Annotated in this window: 15 protein-coding genes, 1 tRNA gene and 1 pseudogene; 11 read left to right on the forward strand and 6 right to left on the reverse strand. The window is 71.0% G+C overall.

Going from position 1 to position 19,467, the window contains the following annotated elements; translation table 11 throughout:
* Window positions 1-52: 52 nt before the first annotated feature.
* The 3 genes from GA0070613_RS07950 (at window position 53) to GA0070613_RS07960 (ending at window position 3,324) form a co-directional block, all read left to right on the forward strand.
* Complete coding sequence (locus GA0070613_RS07950; protein WP_089011707.1) at window positions 53-1,249, forward strand: GNAT family N-acetyltransferase; 1,197 nt, start codon at window positions 53-55, stop codon at window positions 1,247-1,249.
* A 40-nt stretch (window positions 1,250-1,289) separates the two neighbouring features.
* Window positions 1,290-2,039, forward strand: coding sequence for a ZIP family metal transporter (locus GA0070613_RS07955; RefSeq protein ID WP_089011708.1), 750 nt, complete (start codon window positions 1,290-1,292; stop codon window positions 2,037-2,039).
* An 85-nt stretch (window positions 2,040-2,124) separates the two neighbouring features.
* Window positions 2,125-3,324 (forward strand): hypothetical protein, encoded by a 1,200-nt coding sequence (locus GA0070613_RS07960; protein ID WP_089011709.1) that lies wholly within the window; start codon window positions 2,125-2,127, stop codon window positions 3,322-3,324.
* A 22-nt stretch (window positions 3,325-3,346) separates the two neighbouring features.
* Here the strand turns inward: GA0070613_RS07960 and GA0070613_RS07965 are convergent, their stop codons facing one another.
* Genes GA0070613_RS07965 through GA0070613_RS07975 form a run of 3 tightly spaced genes read right to left on the reverse strand, consistent with a single transcriptional unit; the run spans window position 3,347 to window position 5,066 of the window.
* Window positions 3,347-4,429, reverse strand: a complete 1,083-nt coding sequence (locus GA0070613_RS07965; RefSeq protein ID WP_089011710.1) for an NAD-dependent epimerase/dehydratase family protein — start codon at window positions 4,427-4,429, stop codon at window positions 3,347-3,349.
* Window positions 4,430-4,473: 44 nt separating this feature from the next.
* Window positions 4,474-4,767, reverse strand: coding sequence for a hypothetical protein (locus GA0070613_RS07970; RefSeq protein WP_231929708.1), 294 nt, complete (start codon window positions 4,765-4,767; stop codon window positions 4,474-4,476).
* A gap of 2 nt (window positions 4,768-4,769) precedes the next feature.
* Entirely contained in the window at window positions 4,770-5,066 is a 297-nt protein-coding gene (locus tag GA0070613_RS07975; protein ID WP_197699060.1) for a hypothetical protein, read from the reverse strand.
* 148 nt (window positions 5,067-5,214) lie between these two features.
* On the opposite strand from GA0070613_RS07975, the gene GA0070613_RS07980 reads away from it, so the two are divergent.
* Both GA0070613_RS07980 and GA0070613_RS07985 read left to right on the forward strand, forming a co-directional pair.
* Window positions 5,215-5,286, forward strand: a tRNA-Lys gene (locus GA0070613_RS07980).
* A 426-nt stretch (window positions 5,287-5,712) separates the two neighbouring features.
* Window positions 5,713-6,495 carry a hypothetical protein gene (locus GA0070613_RS07985; RefSeq protein WP_089011712.1) on the forward strand — a complete coding sequence of 261 codons (783 nt, stop codon included), beginning with the start codon at window positions 5,713-5,715 and terminating at the stop codon, window positions 6,493-6,495.
* Between the two features lie 286 nt (window positions 6,496-6,781).
* Here the strand turns inward: GA0070613_RS07985 and GA0070613_RS07990 are convergent, their stop codons facing one another.
* Window positions 6,782-8,161: a cellulose binding domain-containing protein gene (locus tag GA0070613_RS07990; protein WP_197699061.1), complete on the reverse strand. Its 1,380-nt coding sequence runs from the start codon at window positions 8,159-8,161 to the stop codon at window positions 6,782-6,784.
* 329 nt (window positions 8,162-8,490) lie between these two features.
* Between GA0070613_RS07990 and GA0070613_RS07995 the strand changes: the two genes are divergently transcribed.
* Both GA0070613_RS07995 and GA0070613_RS08000 read left to right on the forward strand, forming a co-directional pair.
* Window positions 8,491-9,669 carry a glycosyltransferase family 2 protein gene (locus GA0070613_RS07995; protein ID WP_157746294.1) on the forward strand — a complete coding sequence of 393 codons (1,179 nt, stop codon included), beginning with the start codon at window positions 8,491-8,493 and terminating at the stop codon, window positions 9,667-9,669.
* A 13-nt stretch (window positions 9,670-9,682) separates the two neighbouring features.
* On the forward strand, window positions 9,683-9,868 hold the full coding sequence (locus tag GA0070613_RS08000) for a hypothetical protein (protein WP_089011714.1): 186 nt from the start codon (window positions 9,683-9,685) through the stop codon (window positions 9,866-9,868).
* A gap of 632 nt (window positions 9,869-10,500) precedes the next feature.
* On the opposite strand, the gene GA0070613_RS08005 is transcribed toward GA0070613_RS08000, so the two are convergent.
* Complete coding sequence (locus GA0070613_RS08005; RefSeq protein WP_231929709.1) at window positions 10,501-11,232, reverse strand: alpha/beta fold hydrolase; 732 nt, start codon at window positions 11,230-11,232, stop codon at window positions 10,501-10,503.
* 101 nt (window positions 11,233-11,333) lie between these two features.
* Here GA0070613_RS08005 and GA0070613_RS08010 point away from each other — a divergent pair, with 101 nt between their 5' ends.
* From GA0070613_RS08010 to GA0070613_RS08025, 4 genes and pseudogenes are all read left to right on the forward strand, one after another.
* The gene (locus GA0070613_RS08010; RefSeq protein ID WP_089015818.1) at window positions 11,334-11,864 is read left to right on the forward strand and encodes a PadR family transcriptional regulator; all 531 of its coding nucleotides are present in this window, start codon (window positions 11,334-11,336) and stop codon (window positions 11,862-11,864) included.
* A gap of 195 nt (window positions 11,865-12,059) precedes the next feature.
* On the forward strand, window positions 12,060-12,548 hold the full coding sequence (locus GA0070613_RS08015) for a hypothetical protein (RefSeq protein ID WP_089011716.1): 489 nt from the start codon (window positions 12,060-12,062) through the stop codon (window positions 12,546-12,548).
* A pseudogene (locus GA0070613_RS08020) lies at window positions 12,536-12,745 on the forward strand (integrase core domain-containing protein); the annotation flags it as partial. The gene GA0070613_RS08015 and the pseudogene GA0070613_RS08020, both read left to right, overlap by 13 nt.
* A gap of 357 nt (window positions 12,746-13,102) precedes the next feature.
* Window positions 13,103-16,435 (forward strand): S8 family serine peptidase, encoded by a 3,333-nt coding sequence (locus tag GA0070613_RS08025; protein ID WP_089015819.1) that lies wholly within the window; start codon window positions 13,103-13,105, stop codon window positions 16,433-16,435.
* A gap of 42 nt (window positions 16,436-16,477) precedes the next feature.
* Here the strand turns inward: GA0070613_RS08025 and GA0070613_RS08030 are convergent, their stop codons facing one another.
* The gene (locus GA0070613_RS08030; protein ID WP_172875769.1) at window positions 16,478-19,357 is read right to left on the reverse strand and encodes an AfsR/SARP family transcriptional regulator; all 2,880 of its coding nucleotides are present in this window, start codon (window positions 19,355-19,357) and stop codon (window positions 16,478-16,480) included.
* Window positions 19,358-19,467: the final 110 nt, after the last annotated feature.

Consider the following 19,467-nt stretch of genomic DNA (forward strand, 5'->3'; position numbering starts at 1 on the left):
CGGGGCCGGCGAAAGCGGTTGCGCCGGCCACCGGCCCGGGTTGGGATGAGGAATGATCATCCGTCGGTTGGCCGCCGAGGAACGCCTGACCACCAGCTTCCCGCTCCAGGCGTACGCCTTCGAGGCGTCGCCGCTGGCCGCGTCCCGGGTGGAGGAGTTCCGCGACTACCTCTCCTACAACGCCGGCAACCGGACGCTGATCGCCGACGAGGACGGCACGGCGGTCGCCGCCGTCTCGGCGATCCCGATGCGGCAGAACCTCCGCGGCGCCGTCCTGCCGATGGCCGGCGTCGCCGGGGTGGCGACCCACCCGCTGGCCCGCCGGCGCGGCCACGTCCGGGCGCTGCTGCACCAACTCCTCGACGAGATGCGCGACGAGGGGCATCCGCTCACCGCGCTGTACCCGTTCCGGGCGTCGTTCTACGAGCGCTTCGGCTACGTCGGGCTGCCCCGGGCGCGTAGCGCGACGTTCTCCCCGGCCGACCTCGGGCCGTTGCTCCGCGCCGAGCTGCCCGGAGAGGTGGTCTGGGAACGGGTCGGGGTGGGCTACCCGACCTGGCGCGCGTTCACCGAACGCTGCCTGCACGAGCGGCACGGTTTCGCGGTCTTCCCCGACTTCTGGGCCGTCGGGCTGCGCGACCGGGACGACCGCTGGCTGGTCACCGCCGTGGTCGACGGCAGCACGGCCGGCGCGGTGACCTACCGGATCGACGACCACGGCGGAGAGCTGATCGCCGACGAACTGCTCGCCACCGACCCGTACGCGCGGGCGCTGCTGTTGCAGTTCTTCGCCCGGCACGTCGACCAGGTCGAGCGGATCCGGGTCCAGCTCCCCGCCGACGAACTGCCCGAGCTGTGGCTCACCGACCTGGCCGTGCACGTCGAGGCGCGGGTGTCCCGGCCCGGGTCGCCGGCGCCGATGGCCCGGCTGCTCTCCCTGGACGCGCTGACCGGCCTGCCGGCCGGAGCCGGTCGGGTCCGGGTCGACCTGGTCGGCGACCGCTGGCTGGCCGGGACGCACCTGCTCGACGGCGCCACCGGTCGGCTGGAGCTGCTGCCCGGCGGGTCCGCCGGGGGCGGGGTCCCGACCGCGGCGCTCACCGCCGCCGGCCTCTCCGCCCTCGCGTACGGGGTGCTCGACCCGGCCGAGGTCGACATCCGGGACCTGGGCGACGTGCCGGCGGACGCGGCGGCCGAGCTGCGCCGCATCTTCCCCCGGGAAGTGCCGTACCTCTTCGCCGACTTCTGACGGTTCCCCCGCCGCTCCGCGTCGGGGTACGGTCCTGCGAATGCCGGAGTGGTTGCAAGCGGGATTCTGGGGTCTGCTGGCCGGTTCGGCCCTGCTGCTCGGGGCGGCCGTCGGGTTCTTCGCCCGGGTCCCCCGGAAGATCATCGCGTCGATCATGGCGTTCGGTGCCGGGGTGCTGCTCAGCGCGGTCTCCTTCGAGCTCATCGCCGAGGCGCACGAGCAGGGCGGCCTGCTGCCCACCACGGTCGGCGCGGCGGCCGGGGCACTCGCGTACACCGGGGCGAACATCCTGCTGGCCCGGCGCGGGGCCCGGCACCGCAAGCGCTCCGGCGACGAGCAGCCCTCCGAACAGGAGCAACCAGGCTCGGGTACGGCGATCGCGGTCGGCGCGCTGCTGGACGGCGTACCGGAGTCGGTGGTGATCGGCGCCAGCCTGCTCACCGGCGGCCCGGTCAGCCTGGTCACCGTGATCGCGGTGTTCCTGAGCAACGTGCCGGAGGGGCTGTCCAGCGCCGCCGGCATGCGCCAGGCCGGCCGCTCCAAGCGCTATGTCTTCCTGCTCTGGACGGCGATCGCCCTGATCAGCGGCGCGGCGGCGCTGGCCGGCTACGCGCTGCTCGGCGGCGCTCCGCCGGAGGTGCTGGCCACCATCACCGCGCTGGCCGCCGGCGCGATCCTCGCGATGATCACCGACACGATGGTCCCCGAGGCGTTCGAGGACGCCCACCTCCTGGTCGGCCTGATCACCGTCCTCGGATTCCTGGTCTCCTTCGCCCTCTCCCACGCCTGACCCGGAGGGCGGGCGAGCTTAGGCGTGGGTTAAGGATGGAGCAGGGATTCGTCGTGGGGGCCGACGGGCTCCTAGCATCGGGCGGGTGCGCGTGAAGTCCGCTGTCGCCCTGCTCGTCCTCGGTGTCGTCACCACGGCACTGCCCGGGTGCGGGTCCGCCGATCCGGATGGGAGCCGCCCGGGGACCTTGCCGGCCGCCGGCACCGGCGCCGCGCCGAGCGGCGGACCCTCGACCGCCCCGACCGGGCGGACCGGCTTCGGCGCCCCGAAGCCGAGCGCGACACCAAAGCCGTCGAGCGCCGGGGGGACGCTGAAGGCGGGCAACCCGGCGGGCGGCGCGGCGGTACCCGCCGAGGCCCGGGCGGTGGACACCTCGCACCCGACCCGCCGGATCGGGACCGGCACCGCCGCCAGCTGCACCTCGGACGCGGTGGTGCGGGCCGTGGCGGCCGGCGGCATCATCACCTTCAACTGCGGTCCCGACCCGGTGACCATCCGGATGACCGCCACCGCGAAGGTCCGGAACGCCAACGGGCCGAGGATCGTGCTGGACGGCGGCGGCAAGGTCACCCTGAGCGGCGGCGGCCAGCGCCGGATCCTCTACATGAACACCTGCGACAGCGCGCAGGGCTGGACCACCTCGCACTGCCAGAACCAGGACCACCCGCAGCTCACCGTGCAGAACCTCACCTTCACCGGCGGCAACTCCACCGGCAACTCCGCCGAGGGCGGCGGGGGCGGCGCGATCTTCGTACGGGGCGGCCGGTTCAAGGTGGTCAACTCCCGCTTCGTGGACAACCGCTGCGACCGGACCGGGCCGGACCTGGGCGGCGCGGCGCTGCGGGTGCTCAGCCAGTACGAGAACAAGCCGGTCTACGTCGTGAGCAGCACCTTCGAGTCAGGGGTCTGCTCGAACGGCGCGGCGACCAGCAGCATCGGCGTCTCCTGGACGATGCTGAACAGCGTCTTCCGGCACAACAAGGCGGTCGGTTCCGGGGCCAACCCGGCCAAGTCCGGCACCCCGGGCGGCGGCAGCGGCGGCGCGATCTACTGCGACGGCAACGAGTTCACCGTGCGGATCGCCGGCACGATCATCGAGGACAACCACGCCAACGAGGGCGGCGGCGCGATCTTCTTCGTCAGCAACAACCGCACCGGCACCATGAAGATCGAGAACTCCACGCTGCGCCGCAATCCCAGCGACGGCTTCGAGACGAACGGCTTCCCCGGCATCTTCTTCCTCGGCGCCCGCCCACCCACCGTCACCGCCTCCCGCCTCAGCTGACCCGGGCCGGCACGCCCGTACTTCAGTAGGGGTTGCCGTGGCCGGGGGTGCGGGCCTTGCGGAGGGCGGCGGGGCGGCCAGGGAGGTCCGGGTCCGCCGACATGGGCGGGGCGGCGGTGTGCGCGGTGTCCGCCATGCCGGCGAAGAGTTCCTTGAGCGCGGTCAGGGCGTCGATCCTGGGCGTCCAGCCCAGCTCGGTCTCGGCGCGCTCGCTGGACATCAGCGGCGCGTTCAGGCCCAGCTCCACCCAGCCGGCGTCGACCGGTTGCAGCCGCGCCCGCCAGGTCAGCGCCGCCGCGACCCGCAGCACCGGGGCGGCCACCGGCACCGTCCAGCCGTGGAAATGCCGAGCCACCAGCTCCGGGGTCAGCACCGGGTCCGCGGCGATGTTGAAGGCGCCGCGCGCCTCACCCAGCAGGGCCTTCACGTACGCGTCGGCGACGTCGTCGGCGTGCACCGCCTGCATGCGCAACCGGCGGTTGGTGGGGACCAGCGGGATCCGGCCGTACCGGAGCAGCCGCACCGGGGCCAGCGGCCCGAGGAAGTAGCGGGTGATCTCGGTGCCGGCGTCCCGCTGGAAGGTCAGCCCCGGGCGCAGCCGGACCACCCGCAGCTCCGGGTGCTCCCGCTCGACCATGTCCAGCAGCGCCTCCACCTCCGCCTTGTCCCGGCTGTACGACGACCCGGGCACCCCGGTCGCCGGCCAGCGCTCGCTGACCGGGTGGTCCTTCGGGCCGGGCGCGTACGTGCCGACCGAGGAGGCGCACACGAGGGCGGGAACGTCGGCCCGGACAACCGCGTCGATCACCGCCCGGCTGCCGTCGACGTTGGTCCGGTGCAGGGTGCGCTGGTCGTGGCTGGGCTGGATCTGCCAGGCCAGGTGCAGCACCGCCCGCGCCCCGGCGAAGATCGCCGCGAGCTTCTCGGCCGCGCCGGGCGCCCCGACGTCGCAGGAGTGCCACTCCACCCGCTCGTACGGCTCACCGGCGTCCGGCCCGGGCAGCCGGCGGGCCACCCCGGCCAGCTCCAGCCCGGACTCCTGACGCAGCCGGCGCAGCACCGCCGTCCCGACATTGCCGCTGGCCCCGACGATCACGATCCGCATACCGGCTGCGGTACCCGCTGAACCGGACTCCAACCCCGGACGGCTCACGGCCGGGGCGAGTGGCGTACCCAGCTCTTCTCCTGCCGGCGGCGCCCCTGGGTGGCGGCCAGGCAGCGCGGGCAGATGAACCCGACCGGATCGGCCTCGGTGAGCACGTCGGTCGAGGCGTAGTCGAACGGCACGTGCGGGAAGCGGCGCAGCCGGGTGCGGCTGAGCGGGAGCCCGCACACGGTCTGGTTCTGCCCCGGCAGCCAGGCGTGCACCTCGCCGCCCGGCTGCCGTACGCCGTCCGCGCCGGCCTCCTCGCTCGATGCGGCCACCGCAGGCGTACTGCTCATCCTCATGCCCGTCCCGGTTCCCCCTCGCCGGCTGCCCCATGCCCCCGTCTCACCAGCTCGCCGACGGTGAGGTGCAGGGCCACCGCCAGGACGAGCAGCAGCACCGCACCGAGGAAGGCGGCCAGGAACCAGCCGTTCAGGATCCGCCGGTTGATCCACTGCATGGTCCCGACGAAGCTCCGGTCGTCGGTCGCGGCCAGGCCCGGCATCACCGAGCACGAGTACGCGAAGAAGAGCCCCGCCATCAGCCCGGTCGCCAGCGCCGCCCCAGCCAGCACGGCGGTACGCAGCAATGTCATGGCCCCCAGCCTGGCCGGCCACGGCGCCGCAAGCCATCGTCGAGCGGCTCACCGCATGCGCGGTCGTCTCGGCGTCAGCTGTCGGACATCGACGGGCGGCGGGAAGCCGGAAGGCCCGCGCGAGCGGGTTCCGGTAGCCTGGGCGGGCGGGCCGCTAGCTCAATGGCAGAGCTGTGGACTTTTAATCCATAGGTTCAGGGTTCGAGTCCCTGGCGGCCCACTCCTTCGCAGGTCAGCGGCCCTGACCGGGGCCGCTGTTGCCGTGGTCGGGGCCGGTACAGCAGCGAAGTACAGCAGTAGGCCGGTCACCCGTCGAGCGCCTGACCGAGCCGCTTGAGCGCGTCGCGGATGGCCGCCGAGGACACCATCGTGTAGATCTCCATGGTCTAAGTTCCGCTTGAACGTCTGGGTCCGGCCCTCCTGTTCACTCGCACTCCAGGCACACCGGGGCGACCCACACCTCACCGACGACGGGTGGTTGTTCCCTGGCGGGCTGGGCAGCGGCCGACTATCGGGGAGGGCAGGTCGGCGGCGTAGGGGTTGAAGGATCGTCTCAACCAGAGGGTCTTGCACCGCTGACACGTCCGGATATGCTGCGCGTCGCGTCACAGGCCCATGTGGCTTGTCTCCCTCTTTCGTCCCTGAGGTGATTTTCGCCATGAACGCCCGCCAGCTGATGGCCTCCGTTGTCGCTCTCGGTGCCATGCTCACCTTCGGTGCCGCTGCTTGCGGTACGGAAAGTAGCCACGCTGACACGCCGAAGGTCGGTCAGCAGGCCGATGCCCGGCCGGAACTGGCTGCCGCCGCCCGGGGGATCACCGAGCAAAGCTTCAGGCTCACTCTTGAGAAGGCGGGCATCTCCGGTAAGGGGGTGGCCGATCCGCGGACCCGGACCGGCACCATGATTGTCGACTTTCCGAAGACCGGCCGGCAGCTCTTTGTGACGGTGTTTGAGGACGACGTCTACTTCAGTGAGCTGGGTGTGCCTGGTGTCAGCTTCAAGACGAGCTTCCGGTTGCCTAGGTCGAAGGTGCCGGCCGGGAGTTACCTGGACGTCATGCCAAACGATGACCCGAGTGGTTCCCATCGGCTGGTCGACGCCGTAGTGAGTGTGCGGCGGGACGGCGGGGGCCCAGCCAACGGGCGGCATCTGTTCACCGGCACGATTGACCTGATGGCGACTTCGTACGCGGATGAGAACCTGCGCCACGAGTTCGGCGACAAGCTCAAGGCAGTCCCGTTCACCGCAGCCGTCGACGATGGGGGCCGACTGGTCGAGTTCGTCATCGCGCTGGACACCCTCGCGCCGAAGCTGGGCAAGGTCCGCGCGGCTTGGAGCGACTTCGGGTTGCAGACGAACCCGAAGAGGCAAGAGCCCAGCCAGCCGACCGGAGATGTGCACGGTCTGCTGCAGGCGCTGGAAAGCTGATCAATCCCCGACGTCAGGGTCTCTTGTGGCTCTCGATCCATCTCCGATAGCCCGTTGCTTTGTCTGACGGAACGGCAGCCGACGGACCGACCCGGTTCAGGTGAATCGCCGGACCCGGAGCGCGAGGATGCTTCCGGGCGGGTCGCTCCGGCCTGGTTGAGGATCGCCCAGATCGTGGCCAACAGCCCAGGAAAGGAGCCCCTCCAACAGGAGGGGCTACCCGGCCGTCACAGTGGCCCCCGGCACTCTCCGGCGTGCTCGGTGATGGCGTAGGGCTGATCGTCCCCTACTGACGGGTTGTCGTGTTGATGTAGTTGATTCCGTTGCTGTAGAAGCCGTCGACGGCGCTTTGCACCTCCGCCACGCTTACTGCCTTGCCGTCTACCGAGTAGATCCAGTTGACCTGCATGTTCCAGGTTCGCTCGCCGGCGAAGGGCAGGTCGATCAGCCACGTGTTGAGGTGGATCCGCATGGGTTCGCGGGGGAAGGTCTTGCCGCTGCTGTGGAAGACCGGTCGGCCGTCGATGGAGTACGTGACCTTGCCGTGGACTGCAGTGATCATCAGGGTGTGCCACCCGGCGAGAGTGCGATGCAGAGCGCGTGTGGTGCGGTCGCCGGGTGTGGCGCTACGCCAGCTGGTGGTGTCGAGTTTGGGACCGGGGGCGCCCCAGCCGCCGTTGGGCTGGTACTCGAAGTCGAGTTCGGTGTAGCGCTCAGAGGTCGACTTCGGCGAGATCATGCAGAAGGATTCGATGATGTGGTCGCCGTTGCGACCGTCGGCGGGTTTGTCGGTGAAGTGGATTCGTGCGGCGATGGTGCCGGTGAAGAAGGTGTTGTCTATGCCGATGAGCTCGGCTTGCCGGGTGCCTTGCCGGGTGCCGTCGGTGGTGACCTGCAACTGAAGTACCTGCCCGCCTTGCGCCTTTCGGTTGGCAGGGAAGTTGATGGCGTCGGCTGACCAGGTGCCGGCAATCCCGGGCCCGCCGCCGTCGGTGCGGACCTGCCACCCGTTGGCGGTTACCGCCGGATCGGCGGCGTCGGTGTAGTGGAAGTTGTCGAAGAGAGTTCCGGCCGGCGCGGTCAGGGCCGACGCGTTCGAGGGTCGGGGGGAAGCTGCCGGTGGAGCGGCACCGGGTTCCTGCCCCCAGAAGAGAACACCGTCGACATAGCCGGTCACGCGTGTCGAGGGCGCGTAGTGGGTGAGCGTCGGATCGAACGAGCGATCGTCGGCCTGATCCAGGTCCTCGCGGTCGAGGCGGTACAGCTGCAGCCCGATGCCCTCGCTGGTCTGGCCAGGTGCCAGCGTGCGGGCAGCGGAGGTGAAGCCGACCTGCAGGTAGTGAGTGGCGGTGGGGGCTGGATTCGACATCGCCCTGACGACCTGGGTGACGTTCGAGCATTGGAGGGTCGTCTGCAGGCAGTTGGCCGCGTAACCGGCACTGTCGTCGTCGCTGAAGTAGTACCGGAGCGTCACCTTGTGCAGCGCCACCGGCTGGCTGGATGTGTTGATCACTTCCAGCCACGGCTTGCCGACCGGGGCAGTGGCGGGGGTCTCCGTCCGGTACCGGACGGTCAGCAGTGAATTCTCGTCAGCGGGCCGGTCGGCGTTCGTCCGCCACACGCCGTAAAGCGCAACCCCGGCACCGAGCACCACCACCATGGCCATGAGCAGGCTGGGCCAACGGTGAGGGGAACGGGAACGCGACCGGCCCATAGAAGCTCCTTGACGACTCGACGCCCGCGTAACAGGAAGCGCTGGCAGGGGGCGTCTAGACAAACGCGCGTCATCCTACCGACGCCGGGCTGCGTCGTGATCCCGCAGGACGGGAGACATGCCCGGCCGACCTCGTGGGCGGTCCCTCCGCTGCGGATCAGCCAAACGGGCAGCTGAACAGGCCCGAAAGGAGGCCCATCGAGTTGATCACGTCGGCTATGTTTCTCCTGCTCCAGACCGCGACAGCCCGGCCTGGACGATGATCATCGAGCGGGGAACTCGTGTCACACAACATCATGGGCGAAGCGGGGCTAGAGAAGACCGCCATCCTGCAGGGTCTCCGCTGGAGACACCACGGCACTCCGAAGCCCAGCGGCCCGACGCTGCACGACATCGTCGCCATCATCCCGGCGCGCAACGAGGAAGTCGGGATCCTCACCTCCCTGAACTCCCTGGCCCGGCAGACGTGGCGCCCCGACCGGATCGTCGTGGTCGTCAACAACTCCACCGACCAGACGGAACACTTCGCCCGGCAGTTCGCCGCCGATCCTCGCACACCGCGCACCGACGTCCTGCTGATGCGCGAGAACGAGCACAAGAAGGCCGGTGCCCTCAACTACGGCATCGCCTGGTTGAGCCAGCGGGTCGGCGGGCGGCTGGACCCGGTCCAGCACGTCCTGGTGATGGACGCCGACACGGAACTGCACCACAAGTTCATCGAACGGGCCCGCAAGGTGATCACCTCGGACCCCGAGATCGGCGGCGTCAGCGCCGTCTGTCTGGGCCGCACCGGGCTGTGGCGCAACCCCTGGCAGAGATTCCTGCTGGGCATGCAGATCATCGAGTACGGCCGCGCCGCCAACGCCCGTTTCCAGACCGACGTGCACACCATGTCGGGCGCCGGATCCTTCTACCGGGGTGTGGCCCTGCAGTCGGTCATCGACAAGCGCGGCGCGGTGTTCTGGGAGGACCACCGCAACCTCGTCGAGGACTACGAAACGACGCTGACGCTCAAGGAATGCGGCTGGAAGGTGACCGCGAACCAGCTGTGCATCGCGTACACCGATCTCATGCCCACGCTGCGTGAGCTGCTGCAACAACGTCAGCGCTGGGTGCGTGGCACCGTGGACGCCCTGCGCGCCCGTGGCTGGACCAAGTTCACCTGGCACTCGATCGCGTCGATGATCCTCGGGCTGCTCGGCGTCGTGTACCTCATCGGCTGGGGGGCCACCCAACTGGCCACCGCCGTCGCGAACGGCTTCGCGCAACAGCCCATCTTCTGGGTGCTGTTCGCGTTCTGGGTCATCTACCCCGCGGTGATGGTACGCAACCTCGGCTGGAAGGCGATGCTGGTCGAGGCCCTGCTCATTCCCGAACTGGTCTACACGGTCGTACGCATGTACTGGCTGCTGTCATCCCTCCTCAAGTCCTATTTCACGCCCGTGTCGGCATGGAAGTAAGGCAGCATCACAGGTGAACTCCCTCAAAGGCTTCGGGATCTGCTTCCTCCTGGCGGCGACCCTGGTCGCCATGCGCAAACTCGCACAGGTCGAATACGCCCTCCTCGTCCTGACGGTCATCCTCATCTCCGGCTCCACCGGCATCTACGTGGCGTCGCGTCAGCGACACCGCAAGGACCGTCGCATCGCCGGCGACTGAGCGGTCTCTGAGTTGCAGCCAGGAAACATCGACGCGAACTGATCACGAGCACAGCCTTGCACTGGTCAGGCTGGCGACACGCCTGCATCAAGCCCAAGCCCGACGATCCCACTACAGGTCGCTGACATCGATGAGATAGTCCCGGAGCAGAGCAGCCGCCTCGATTGAGCTGACGTTGGCTGGGGCGACGGTCCAGGTCTGTCTGCGCGGGACGGTGCTGGTCACGCGCCATTGTCGCGAGGACGGTGTTGGTCACGCATAGCACTTTTCGAGGTTCTCAGGCGTCGTGCCCGATCCGTGCCCATTGCAGCATGGCCGACAACCTTGTGGCTGGACCACCACGGAATCAGGGCGGAACCGCCCGACGCGCTCGAGTAGGTGGCGCCGCCAAGGCCGCTGTCCCCCGCACGTCGAGCTGTCTGTAAACCTCGACGAGCCGGGGGTGGAAGGCGAACCACGCGTCGGCGAGGGCGAACCCTTCGTCGGCGGCGCCGCGGAGGCGGCGGGGTTCAGGGTTCGAGTCCCTGACGGCCCACCACGAAGATATATCGGCCCTGAACTCGCTGGAATGCGCGGACTCTGCCACATCCGGCCACCTCGCAGGATATTCACACCTCGCACGGCGGCTGCTTCTAGTCGCGCAGCGCCGCCTCCACTGCAACGGCGAAGCCTTCGACGTTGTCGAGCATGATGTTGTGTCCGCAGTCGGGGATCGCCACCACCTCGACGCCTGCCGCCGCCAGCCGGTCGGTGTCGAAGCGCGGTCCGTCGGCTGCCGGATAGAGGAGCGCGCGCGGGATCGTCAGCTTGTCGAGCCGCTCCCGGACGGTGGGCACGGTGCCGCTCAGCATATTGATGGCACTGCGGTAGAGCGCCTGTGGCCCGGCCAGCCGCATGGTGGCCGCCCACTCCGGCCCGATGAACTCCAGCGTCTCGTCCCAGCCGTGATCGAGGAACTCCTTCTCGGTGCGGTAGACGCCGATGCCGGAACTGCCCGGGCGCTTGACCGTCGGCAGCGGGTGCACCGGGTCGAGGACGGCGTCGACGAGCACCAGGCGGCGTACCAGCTGCGGGTGGCGCGCGGCCAGGGTGATCGCCACCGCACCGCCCATGCTGTGCGCGACGACGTCGGCCTCACCCACCGCGGCTTGCTCCAGCGCGCGGGCCAAGACGTCCGCGTGCATCTCCAAGGTGTACGCGGCGTCTGCCGGCTGGTCGCTGATCCCGAAGCCCAGCAGGTCAATCATGAGCGAGCGGTGGCCGCCCAGGGCCGGGTGCGCGATTGCCTCGGCGTAGTAGGGCGCCGAGCTTGCGCCGAGGCCATGGACGTAGACGCGGGTGGGCTGGGCGCCGGGGATCTCCACCCAGCGTAGGCGGGAACCGTCGGGAAGCACCTGAGCGCTATGCATGACCCAGACGATACCTCGGAGGCAAGGTATCTTGGCAAGGGGGTATGATCCAGGTCATGCTGGAACTGGCGATCCTCGGATTCCTCTACGACAAGCAGCTGCACGGCTACGACCTGCGCAAGCGCATCGCCGCCCTGACCGGGCACGTGCGCCCCATCGCCGACGGCACGCTCTACCCGCTGCTCAAGCGCATGGAAGCCGCCGGGCTGCTGACCCGCGAACTCCAGCCCGGCCAGATCGCCGCACCCCGGCACATGCTGTCGCTGACTGACGCAGGCAGGAAGGCGCTGCTCGACCGGCTGCGCGAACCCGACGAGCTGTTCATCACCGACGAGAACCGGTGGTTCACCCTGCTGGCCTTCCTGCGCCACCTGGACGACCCGGCCGCACAGGCCGCCGTGCTGCGGCGCCGGCTGCATTTCCTCACCCAGCCGGCCAGCTTCTTCTGGGACGGCGACCGCCCGCTGCGCGCAGCCGACTTCGACGACCGCTTCCGGCAAGGGCTGTTCACCATCGCTACCTCAACGACGCGTACCGAGCTGAAATGGCTGCGCGAAACGCTGGCGACCCTGGAAGTGGCTTCCTGACGCTCCGTCGCGCATGCTCGCGCCCACGGACGCGGGATCAGCCGACGCCACGACCGGCCCGGCTGGGCGTGGACCGCGGGTCGTACGTCCAGCTCGGCTGGGTGCCAGCGGGGTGCGTGTCGTGTCCTTGATCCGGCTGCGCACCCCGTCCACCTGGTAGGACGGTGGTGCCACCGAGCGTCGAGGAGGTACCGCATGACCAGCAAGCGCGAGACCGTGGAGGTGGATCCGGTCGTGTTCCGCGCCGTCTACGATTCGCCCGCCTCGCTGCCGGGAAGGCACCGCTGGACGACGCCGGAGCCGGACGTACGCCGGCTGGAGAAGCTGCTCGGGATGCCGGCGCGCACCATCGGCGCGCCCCTCTGGGTCAGCGGCGACGAGCCGGACTGCCCGAAGTGCGGCCGGCGGGTCAACTGGTACGACATCGTCGCGTCGGCGCTGCACGGCGTGCACGACCCGGCGATGATCGCCCGGGTGATCCTCGGCGAGCGCAAGTACGTCAACACCGAGGTGCCGGACGCGATCCCCGGGGTGTACTGCGCCGACTGTCGGACCCCCATCGAGGGGCTGCGCAGCTTCAAGTGCCACAACTGGGCGTACGCCTTCGAGGCGCTGGAGGCGGTGGTCGAGCGGATGTCCGGCGTGACCGCCCAGCCGGGTCAGCGCCGCGACATCGTCGACTGAAGACCCGCCCCTACCGACCCCAGACCAACGGCAAGGTGGAACGCTTCCACCGCACCCTCACCGAGGAATGGGCCTACGCCAAGCCGTACTCCTCAGAAGCCGCCCGACGTGCGCCGTTGCCCGGCTGACCACACGCCCGCAACAATCGCCGAACCCACACCGCACTCGGCGGCCGACCACCCGCCAGCCGCGTCCCACCTGCAGGTGTCCGCCGGGCCGCAGCTCTGCCGGATGACAGCGTTCGCGGTGGCGGGCTCGATTCTCGCCCGGCCGCAGCCCCAGCCGGGGCACCCGGTAGGGAAGCGGCCGCGGCCGGCGTGCCGCTCAGGGCGGTGCCGACCAGGGCAGGAACCAGCGATTCGCGAGCACCGGCCTTCTCGGCCCGCTCGGGTGCGCGAGCAGGTATGCAGCCATGTGGATGGGGGCTCGGCGGTCCAGACGTGCGGGCCCTGCACCGGTTCAGCGGCAGTGACCCAGGTCACTCGGGATGAACTTTCACCCGCCGGTCACGTCCGGAACACCCGGATACCTCTCGCGTTCATCCAGGGAGAATGATGCGATCAGTTCGAAAGATATCGGCGCTGGCACTGCTGGTGCTGGGCGTCTCGGCGGTGGCTCCGGGCGGTTCGCCGGCGTCGGCGCAGCCCCGGGCCGCGAAGCCAGCGACCACACCCGCGGTCGCGTCCAAGCCCCGGACGGTCACTCTGCTCACCGGCGACACCGTCCACGTCAGCACTGTGGACGGCCGGACGGCTGTCGACGTCGTGCCGGGCAAGGGACGGGAACGGATCCCGTTCATCACCCACAGCGCCGGCGAGGACGTGCGGGTCATCCCCGCCGACGCCGTCGGCCTGCTCAACCGGGGCAAGCTCGACGAGCGGCTCTTCGACGTCTCGATGCTGGTGGGCTTCGGCTACGACGACACCCGGGCCACCCTGCCGCTCATCGTCCAGCACAGCGGCGCCGCCCCCGCCGGCCTCGCCGGCGCCCGGACCACCCGGGAGCTCTCCGGGGCGAGCGCTGTCGCGGAGAGCCGCGCGGACGCGGTGTCCTTCTGGAACAACCTCACTTCCGCCGCGAGTGGCACCGAGCGGCAACTGCGGGCCGGGTTCGACAAGATTTGGCTCGACGGGCTGCGCCACCCCACCCTCGACGTCAGCGTCCCGCTGACCGGCGCGCCGGAGGCCTGGCAGGCCGGCTGGACGGGAACGGGGGTGAAGGTCGGCGTGATCGACACCGGCATCGACCAGACCCACCCCGACCTGGCCGGCCGCGTCGCCGCCGCGGAGAACTTCACCGCCGACCCGGACACCCTCGACCGGGTCGGCCACGGCACCCACGTCGCCTCCACCATCGCCGGCAGCGCGGCCGCGTCGCAGGGCCGTTACAAGGGCATGGCGCCCGGCGCGACCCTGTACAGCGCCAAGGTCTGCACCGAAGTGGGCTGCCCGGAGTCGGCGATCGTGGCCGGCATGACCTGGGCGGCGCAGCAGGGCGTCAAGGTCGCCAACATGAGCCTCGGCGGCCCGGACAGCCCGGACACCGACCCGATCGAGGCGGCCCTGGCCGATCTCACCCACCGCTACGGCGTGCTCTTCGTCGTCGCCGCGGGCAACAGCGGCGAGGCCGGTGAGTCCACGGTTAACTCCCCCGGCGACGTGGCCGAGGCGCTGACCGTGGGCGCCGTGACCAAGACGGGCGAGCTGGCCGAGTTCTCGAGCCGGGGTCCGCGCGCGGGCGACGCCGGCATCAAGCCGGACATCACCGCGCCCGGCGTCGGCATCGTCGCCGCCCGCAGCTCGACCTCCGACCTGTGGCCGGCCGGCGAGAACCCGCAGTACACCAGCCTTTCCGGCACCTCGATGGCGACCCCGCACGTGGCCGGCGCGGCGGCGATCCTGACCCAGCAGCACCCGGACTGGGCGCCTGAGCGAATCAAGTCCACGCTGATGGCGGCCGCGCAGCCGAGCGCCGCCATCGGTGTCTACGAGCAGGGCGCGGGCTTCCTCGACGTCGCCCGGGCGATCCAGCAGACCGTCACGGCGAGCCCGGTCAGCGTCGCCTTCGAGCGGACCACCGCTGCGCAGAAGAGCACGATCACGTACGCGAACAGCGGCTCTTCCGCCCTCACCCTGGCTGTCTCCCTCGACGCCAAGGACGCCGACGGCGCCCCGGCGCCGGCCGGCCTGTTCAGCCTCAGCGCCTCCTCGGTGACGGTCCCGGCCGGCGGCACGGCCACCGTGACCGTCAACGTCCAGGCCGGCGCCGACCTGCCCGACCGCTACTTCGGCGGTGAGGTGACCGCCACCGGCGACGGCGTGCAGGTGCAGACCCCGGTCGCGCTCGACGTCGCCCGCCACCAGCTGAGCCTCAAGCTCGTCGGGCCGGACGGCGGAGCGCCCACGCCCGAGCAGGGCTGGGTGACCGTCCTGACCGACCTGGACCGGCAGACCATCATGGTGTTCGGCGACCCCGCGACCACCACGTACCGGGTTCGCGCGGGCCGCTACCTGGTCCAGACCTACCTCTTGACCGGCGACCCGTTCCTCCCGCACATCACGTCGCTGATGCGCCCGAGCCTCGATCTGACCACGGACCAGGCGCTCACCATGGACGCCCGCCTGGCGAAGCCGATCGCGGTGTCGGTGCCGAACCCGAAGGCCACCGCGGTCCATCAGGAGTTCGGCTGGACCATCCGGACCGAGCAGCCGCAGATCTGGGGCAGCAACGACCCGTTCGGCGTGCTGATGGGCATCCCCTTCGACCACCTGCGCACCGCGCAGATCGGGGCCGGCAGGACGCCCGGCTTCGTCTCCTACGTCAACGGGATGTGGGGTCAGGTGCAGGACGGCGGCCTGCACAACAGCCCGTACGTCTACCGGGTCTACCTCTACGAGCCGGAGAAGATGATGACCGGGCTGACCCGCAAGCTGCGTGCGGGCGACTTCGCCACGGTCCGCTCCCAGATCAGCGCGGACGTGGCCGGCGTGCCGGTCTCGCGGACCGCGGTCGCGCACGCGCCCGGCAACTCGCCGATCTACCGCGACGAGCGCAACGCCCCGCCGAGCTTCAGCTACGACGCGCCGAGCACCATCACCGAGTACTACAACCAGGACAAGCAGGCGGTGTGGCAGTCGACCTCGTTCCAGCGGCGGTACACGTACTACGAGTCGGCGTGGACCAGCTTCCAGCCCGGGCGCACGTACACGGTGAAGTGGGCCAACGCGGTGGCCGGGCCGGTCTTCCCGGAGCCGAACTTCGGTCAGCAGTTCGCCACCCGCTACTGGGGTGACACGATGGGCGGGCCGGGGCCGCTGCACGGCGACGGCACCGGGCACATGGGCTTCCGGTTTGTTCGCGGCGGCAGCGCGCAGGTGAGCCTCTACCGCAACGGGGTCAAGGTCGGCGACGCGAACCAGGCGCCGTGGGTGTGGGACGTGCCTGCGGAGACGGGTGACTACCGGTTGGCCGCGACCTTCCGCAGCGACCCGGCGTTCACCCTGTCGACGGTGGTCGACGCGGAGTGGACCTTCAAGTCCGGGCACGTGAGCGACGGCGAACTGGTGAAGCTGCCGATGACGGCGATCCGGTTCACCCCGGAGCTCGACATCGACAACCGGGCGCCGGCCGACCGGCTGTTCGCGATCCCGGTCTCGCTCGACCGTCAGGTCGGGGCGACGCCGGGCCGGACCAGGACCTTGACCGTCGAGGCGTCCTTCGACGACGGCGAGACCTGGCAGCAGCTGACCGTGCGGCGGTCCGGCGAGAAGGCGGTCGCCTGGGTGCGCAACCCGACCGGCACCGGCTTCGTCTCGCTGCGGGCCGCCGCGACGGACACCAGCGGTAACACGGTCAAGCAGACCATCATCCGCGCCTACCGGTACTGAGGGTGGGCCCCGGACGCGGCGCCCACCGGCGCCGCGTCCGGGTCACCGGTGCCAGAGCAGCCGGTCGCGGATCCGCCGGGCCATCGGCGAGTCCGTCCCGTCGAGCTCGGTGAGGGCCTCGCTCCACGCCTGCCCGGCCAGGGCCGGGTCTCCGTTGGCGGAGTGGAAGTCGCCGATGGAGACCAGCACCTCCGCGGTGTGGTGGGGGGCCCGGGCGCCGCGGAAGGTGTCGATCGCCTGCTGCCAGAGCGCCACCGCGTGCGGCAGGTCGTCGATCATCGAGTACGTGTGCGCCAGCCAGGCCTGCGTGGTGCCCACCCCGTGCAGGTCGCCGAGGGCCTCGAACTGCCGCCGCGCCTCGACGAACATGCTCAGCGCCTCGGCGTGCCGGCCGAGCCAGCCCTGTGCCCGCGCGATGGCCAGCAGGGCGTTGGTGGCGCCCCGCACATTGCCCTCGGCGCGAAAGAGCGCCCGCGCGGCCTCGGCATGCCGGATCGCCTCGTGGTAGCGCCTCTGGTCCAGCCGGATCTCGGCGAAGTTGTTCTCCACGTGGCCCTGCTCGGTGCGCCGGCCGAGCCGGTCGAAAATCGCTCGGGCGTGCTGCAGGTGCGACAGCCCGCGGTCCAGATCGGCCAGGAAGTAGCATGCGCCGGCGAGGCTGCGGTGCAGCAGGGCCTGGGCGGCGGGGTCGTCCCCGGTCGCGGCGAGGCCGGTGCTCACCGCTGCCGCCCACTGCTTGAACTGCGCGGTGTCCTGGAAGAAGTTCTGCAGGGCCAACGCGATCTGCCAGGCCGTGCGAGGCCGGCCGCGCTCCTTGGCCCGCGCGACGATGTCGGTCAGCACCCGCTGCTCGGCGGCGAACCAGGCCATCGCGTCGGCCCGGCCGGTGAAGCCGCGCCCGGTGACGCCGCGCTCGGACGGCTCCGGCTCCGGCAGCGGCACCTGCGGCAGCAAGGGCAGATGCGCCGCGTACGCACTGAGCTGGTAATAGTCGTAGACCCGTTCGATGGCAGCGTCCCGCTCGGCCGCGTCGTCGTGCTCCTCCCCGAGCTCCACGGCGTAGGCGCGCAGCAGATCATGCATCCGCCACCGGCCGTCGCCGGGCTGGACCAGCAGCTGCGCCCCGAGCTCGGCGAGCAGGCCGCGGGCGGAGCGCAGGGACAGGCCGCCCAGGGCGGCCGCCGCTTCCGTGCTCAGCTCCCCGGCCGGGTGCAAGGGCAGCAGCCGGAAGAGGCGGGCTGCCTCGGGAGTCAGGGCCCGGTAGGACCAGGAGAAGATCGCCTCCAGATCGGCGTGTGCGTCCCCGAAGCCGGCCAGCCGGCCGTCGGCCTCGGCCAGCTCATCGGCGACCGCGGGCAGGCTGAGCCCGGGCCGGCCGACGCTGCGGGTGGCGACCAGCGCCAGGGCCAGCGGCAGCCGGCCGCACCGCGCGATGATCTCGTCGACGGCGGCCGGGTCGGCGGCCGCCGCGTCGCCGAGCCGGCGGGTGAGCAGCTCGCGGGCCTCGGCGTCGGTCAGCAGGTCGAGGTGCAGCGGGTGGGCGCCCGCCGGGCCGGCCACGCCGGTGATCCGGCGGCGGCTGGTGGCGATGACGAGACTGCCGCCGGCGCCGGGCAGCAGGTGCCGGATCTGGTCCCAGTCGGGGCAGTTGTCGAGCAGGATCAGCATCCGGCGCTCGGCCAGGATGCTGCGGTAGAGGCCGGCCTGGGCGTGCAGCTCGGCCGGGATGGCGGCCGGCGCGACCCCGAGGGATCGCAGGAAGCCGCGCAGCGCCTCCGCCGGTGTCATCACCGAGTCGCCGGAGTCGAAACCGCGCAGGTCCGCGTGCAACTGCCCATCGGGGTAGCGGGCGGCCAGCTGGTGGGCCAGGTGCACCGCGAAGGTGGTCTTCCCGACGCCGGGCATTCCGTCGATGACCAGCGCGGTGGTCCGCCGGTCTCCGGCCAGCAGCTCCTCCGCGGCGGCCAGGACGCCCCGGCGGCCGGTGAAGTAGGGGTGGTCGGCCGGCAACTGTGCCGGCGGCTCGGCCCGGGTCGGCTGCGACAACTCCAGCTCGGCTGGCGGCCATAATTCGGCCTCCGCGCCGCTGGGCGGCGCTCCGGGCCGAATGAAGGCCGGTCTGACGCCGCGCCGCGACCTGGAGCCGTCGGCCGGGGCGTCGTGGTCGAGCAGGCTGTCCCGGGCCGCGCGCAGGTCGCCGCCCGGCTGGATGCCGAGCTCGTCGGCGAGCCGCTGCTCGATGTCGGCATAAGCCGCGAGGGCCTCGGCCCGCCGGCCGTCCGCGGCGAGCGCGAGCAGCAGCCGCGCCTGCAGTGCCTCGTCCAGCGGCTCGTATTCGGCGGCCAGCCGGATCGCGGGCAGCACCGCGTGGACGCACCCGGCCCGCAAGGCGGCGTCGGCCGCTGCCCGGACGGCCGCGAACCGCTCGCCGTCGACAGCGACGAACTCCGGATGGGCCCGGCCGGCGGCCTGCAGCCCCGAGGCGCACCGGTCGCGCCACAGCGCCAGCGCCGCCCGGTAGAGCTCGATGGCCGGCTCGCCGGAGCTGCCACCGGCCTGGGCGACCAGGCGCCGGAAACGCAGCAGGTCGAGCGACTCCCGGTCGATCCGCAACCGGTATTCGGCGCCGTCGCGGATCAGCACCGAGCCCGCTGCCCGCGTCGGCAGGCCCGGCTCGAAGCGCCGCCGGAGCATCCCGACGTGCCGGTGCACCACATTTACCGCGCTGGGCGGGGGGTCGGACTCCCAGAGCAGGTCGACGAGCTCGGCGACGCTGACCGCGCCGCCGGCCCGGGCGAGCAGCAACGCCAGGATCAGCCGCTGCTGCCGGGTGCCCAGGTTGATTTCGGACTGGCCGCGCCAGGCCCGCACCGGGCCGAGAACGGCGAAAGAGAGCGGGCTGGTCATCTTGATGCGATCCATACAGGGCTGGTTGCCACGATCGCCATAGCATGCCAGGGCCCCGGGCGCGCGTTGCGGCACGGTGAGCTTCGGCTCAGCGGCCGGATCGCCGGCCGGGCGGAGTCGTCCCT

Source organism: Micromonospora inositola (assembly GCF_900090285.1).
GTDB lineage: Bacteria > Actinomycetota > Actinomycetes > Mycobacteriales > Micromonosporaceae > Micromonospora > Micromonospora inositola.

Excerpts from the sequence above, each read along its gene's own strand:
- GA0070613_RS07950 (WP_089011707.1), top strand. The coding sequence starts at position 53 with ATGATCATCCGTCGGTTGGCCGCCGAGGAACGCCTGACCACCAGCTTC.
- GA0070613_RS07955 (WP_089011708.1), top strand. The coding sequence starts at position 1,290 with ATGCCGGAGTGGTTGCAAGCGGGATTCTGGGGTCTGCTGGCCGGTTCG.
- GA0070613_RS07965 (WP_089011710.1), bottom strand. The coding sequence starts at position 4,429 with ATGCGGATCGTGATCGTCGGGGCCAGCGGCAATGTCGGGACGGCGGTG.
- GA0070613_RS07970 (WP_231929708.1), bottom strand. The coding sequence starts at position 4,767 with ATGAGCAGTACGCCTGCGGTGGCCGCATCGAGCGAGGAGGCCGGCGCG.
- GA0070613_RS07975 (WP_197699060.1), bottom strand. The coding sequence starts at position 5,066 with ATGACATTGCTGCGTACCGCCGTGCTGGCTGGGGCGGCGCTGGCGACC.
- GA0070613_RS07990 (WP_197699061.1), bottom strand. The coding sequence starts at position 8,161 with ATGGCCATGGTGGTGGTGCTCGGTGCCGGGGTTGCGCTTTACGGCGTG.
- GA0070613_RS08010 (WP_089015818.1), top strand. The coding sequence starts at position 11,334 with ATGCTGGAACTGGCGATCCTCGGATTCCTCTACGACAAGCAGCTGCAC.
- GA0070613_RS08015 (WP_089011716.1), top strand. The coding sequence starts at position 12,060 with ATGACCAGCAAGCGCGAGACCGTGGAGGTGGATCCGGTCGTGTTCCGC.
- GA0070613_RS08025 (WP_089015819.1), top strand. The coding sequence starts at position 13,103 with ATGCGATCAGTTCGAAAGATATCGGCGCTGGCACTGCTGGTGCTGGGC.
- GA0070613_RS08030 (WP_172875769.1), bottom strand. The coding sequence starts at position 19,357 with ATGGATCGCATCAAGATGACCAGCCCGCTCTCTTTCGCCGTTCTCGGC.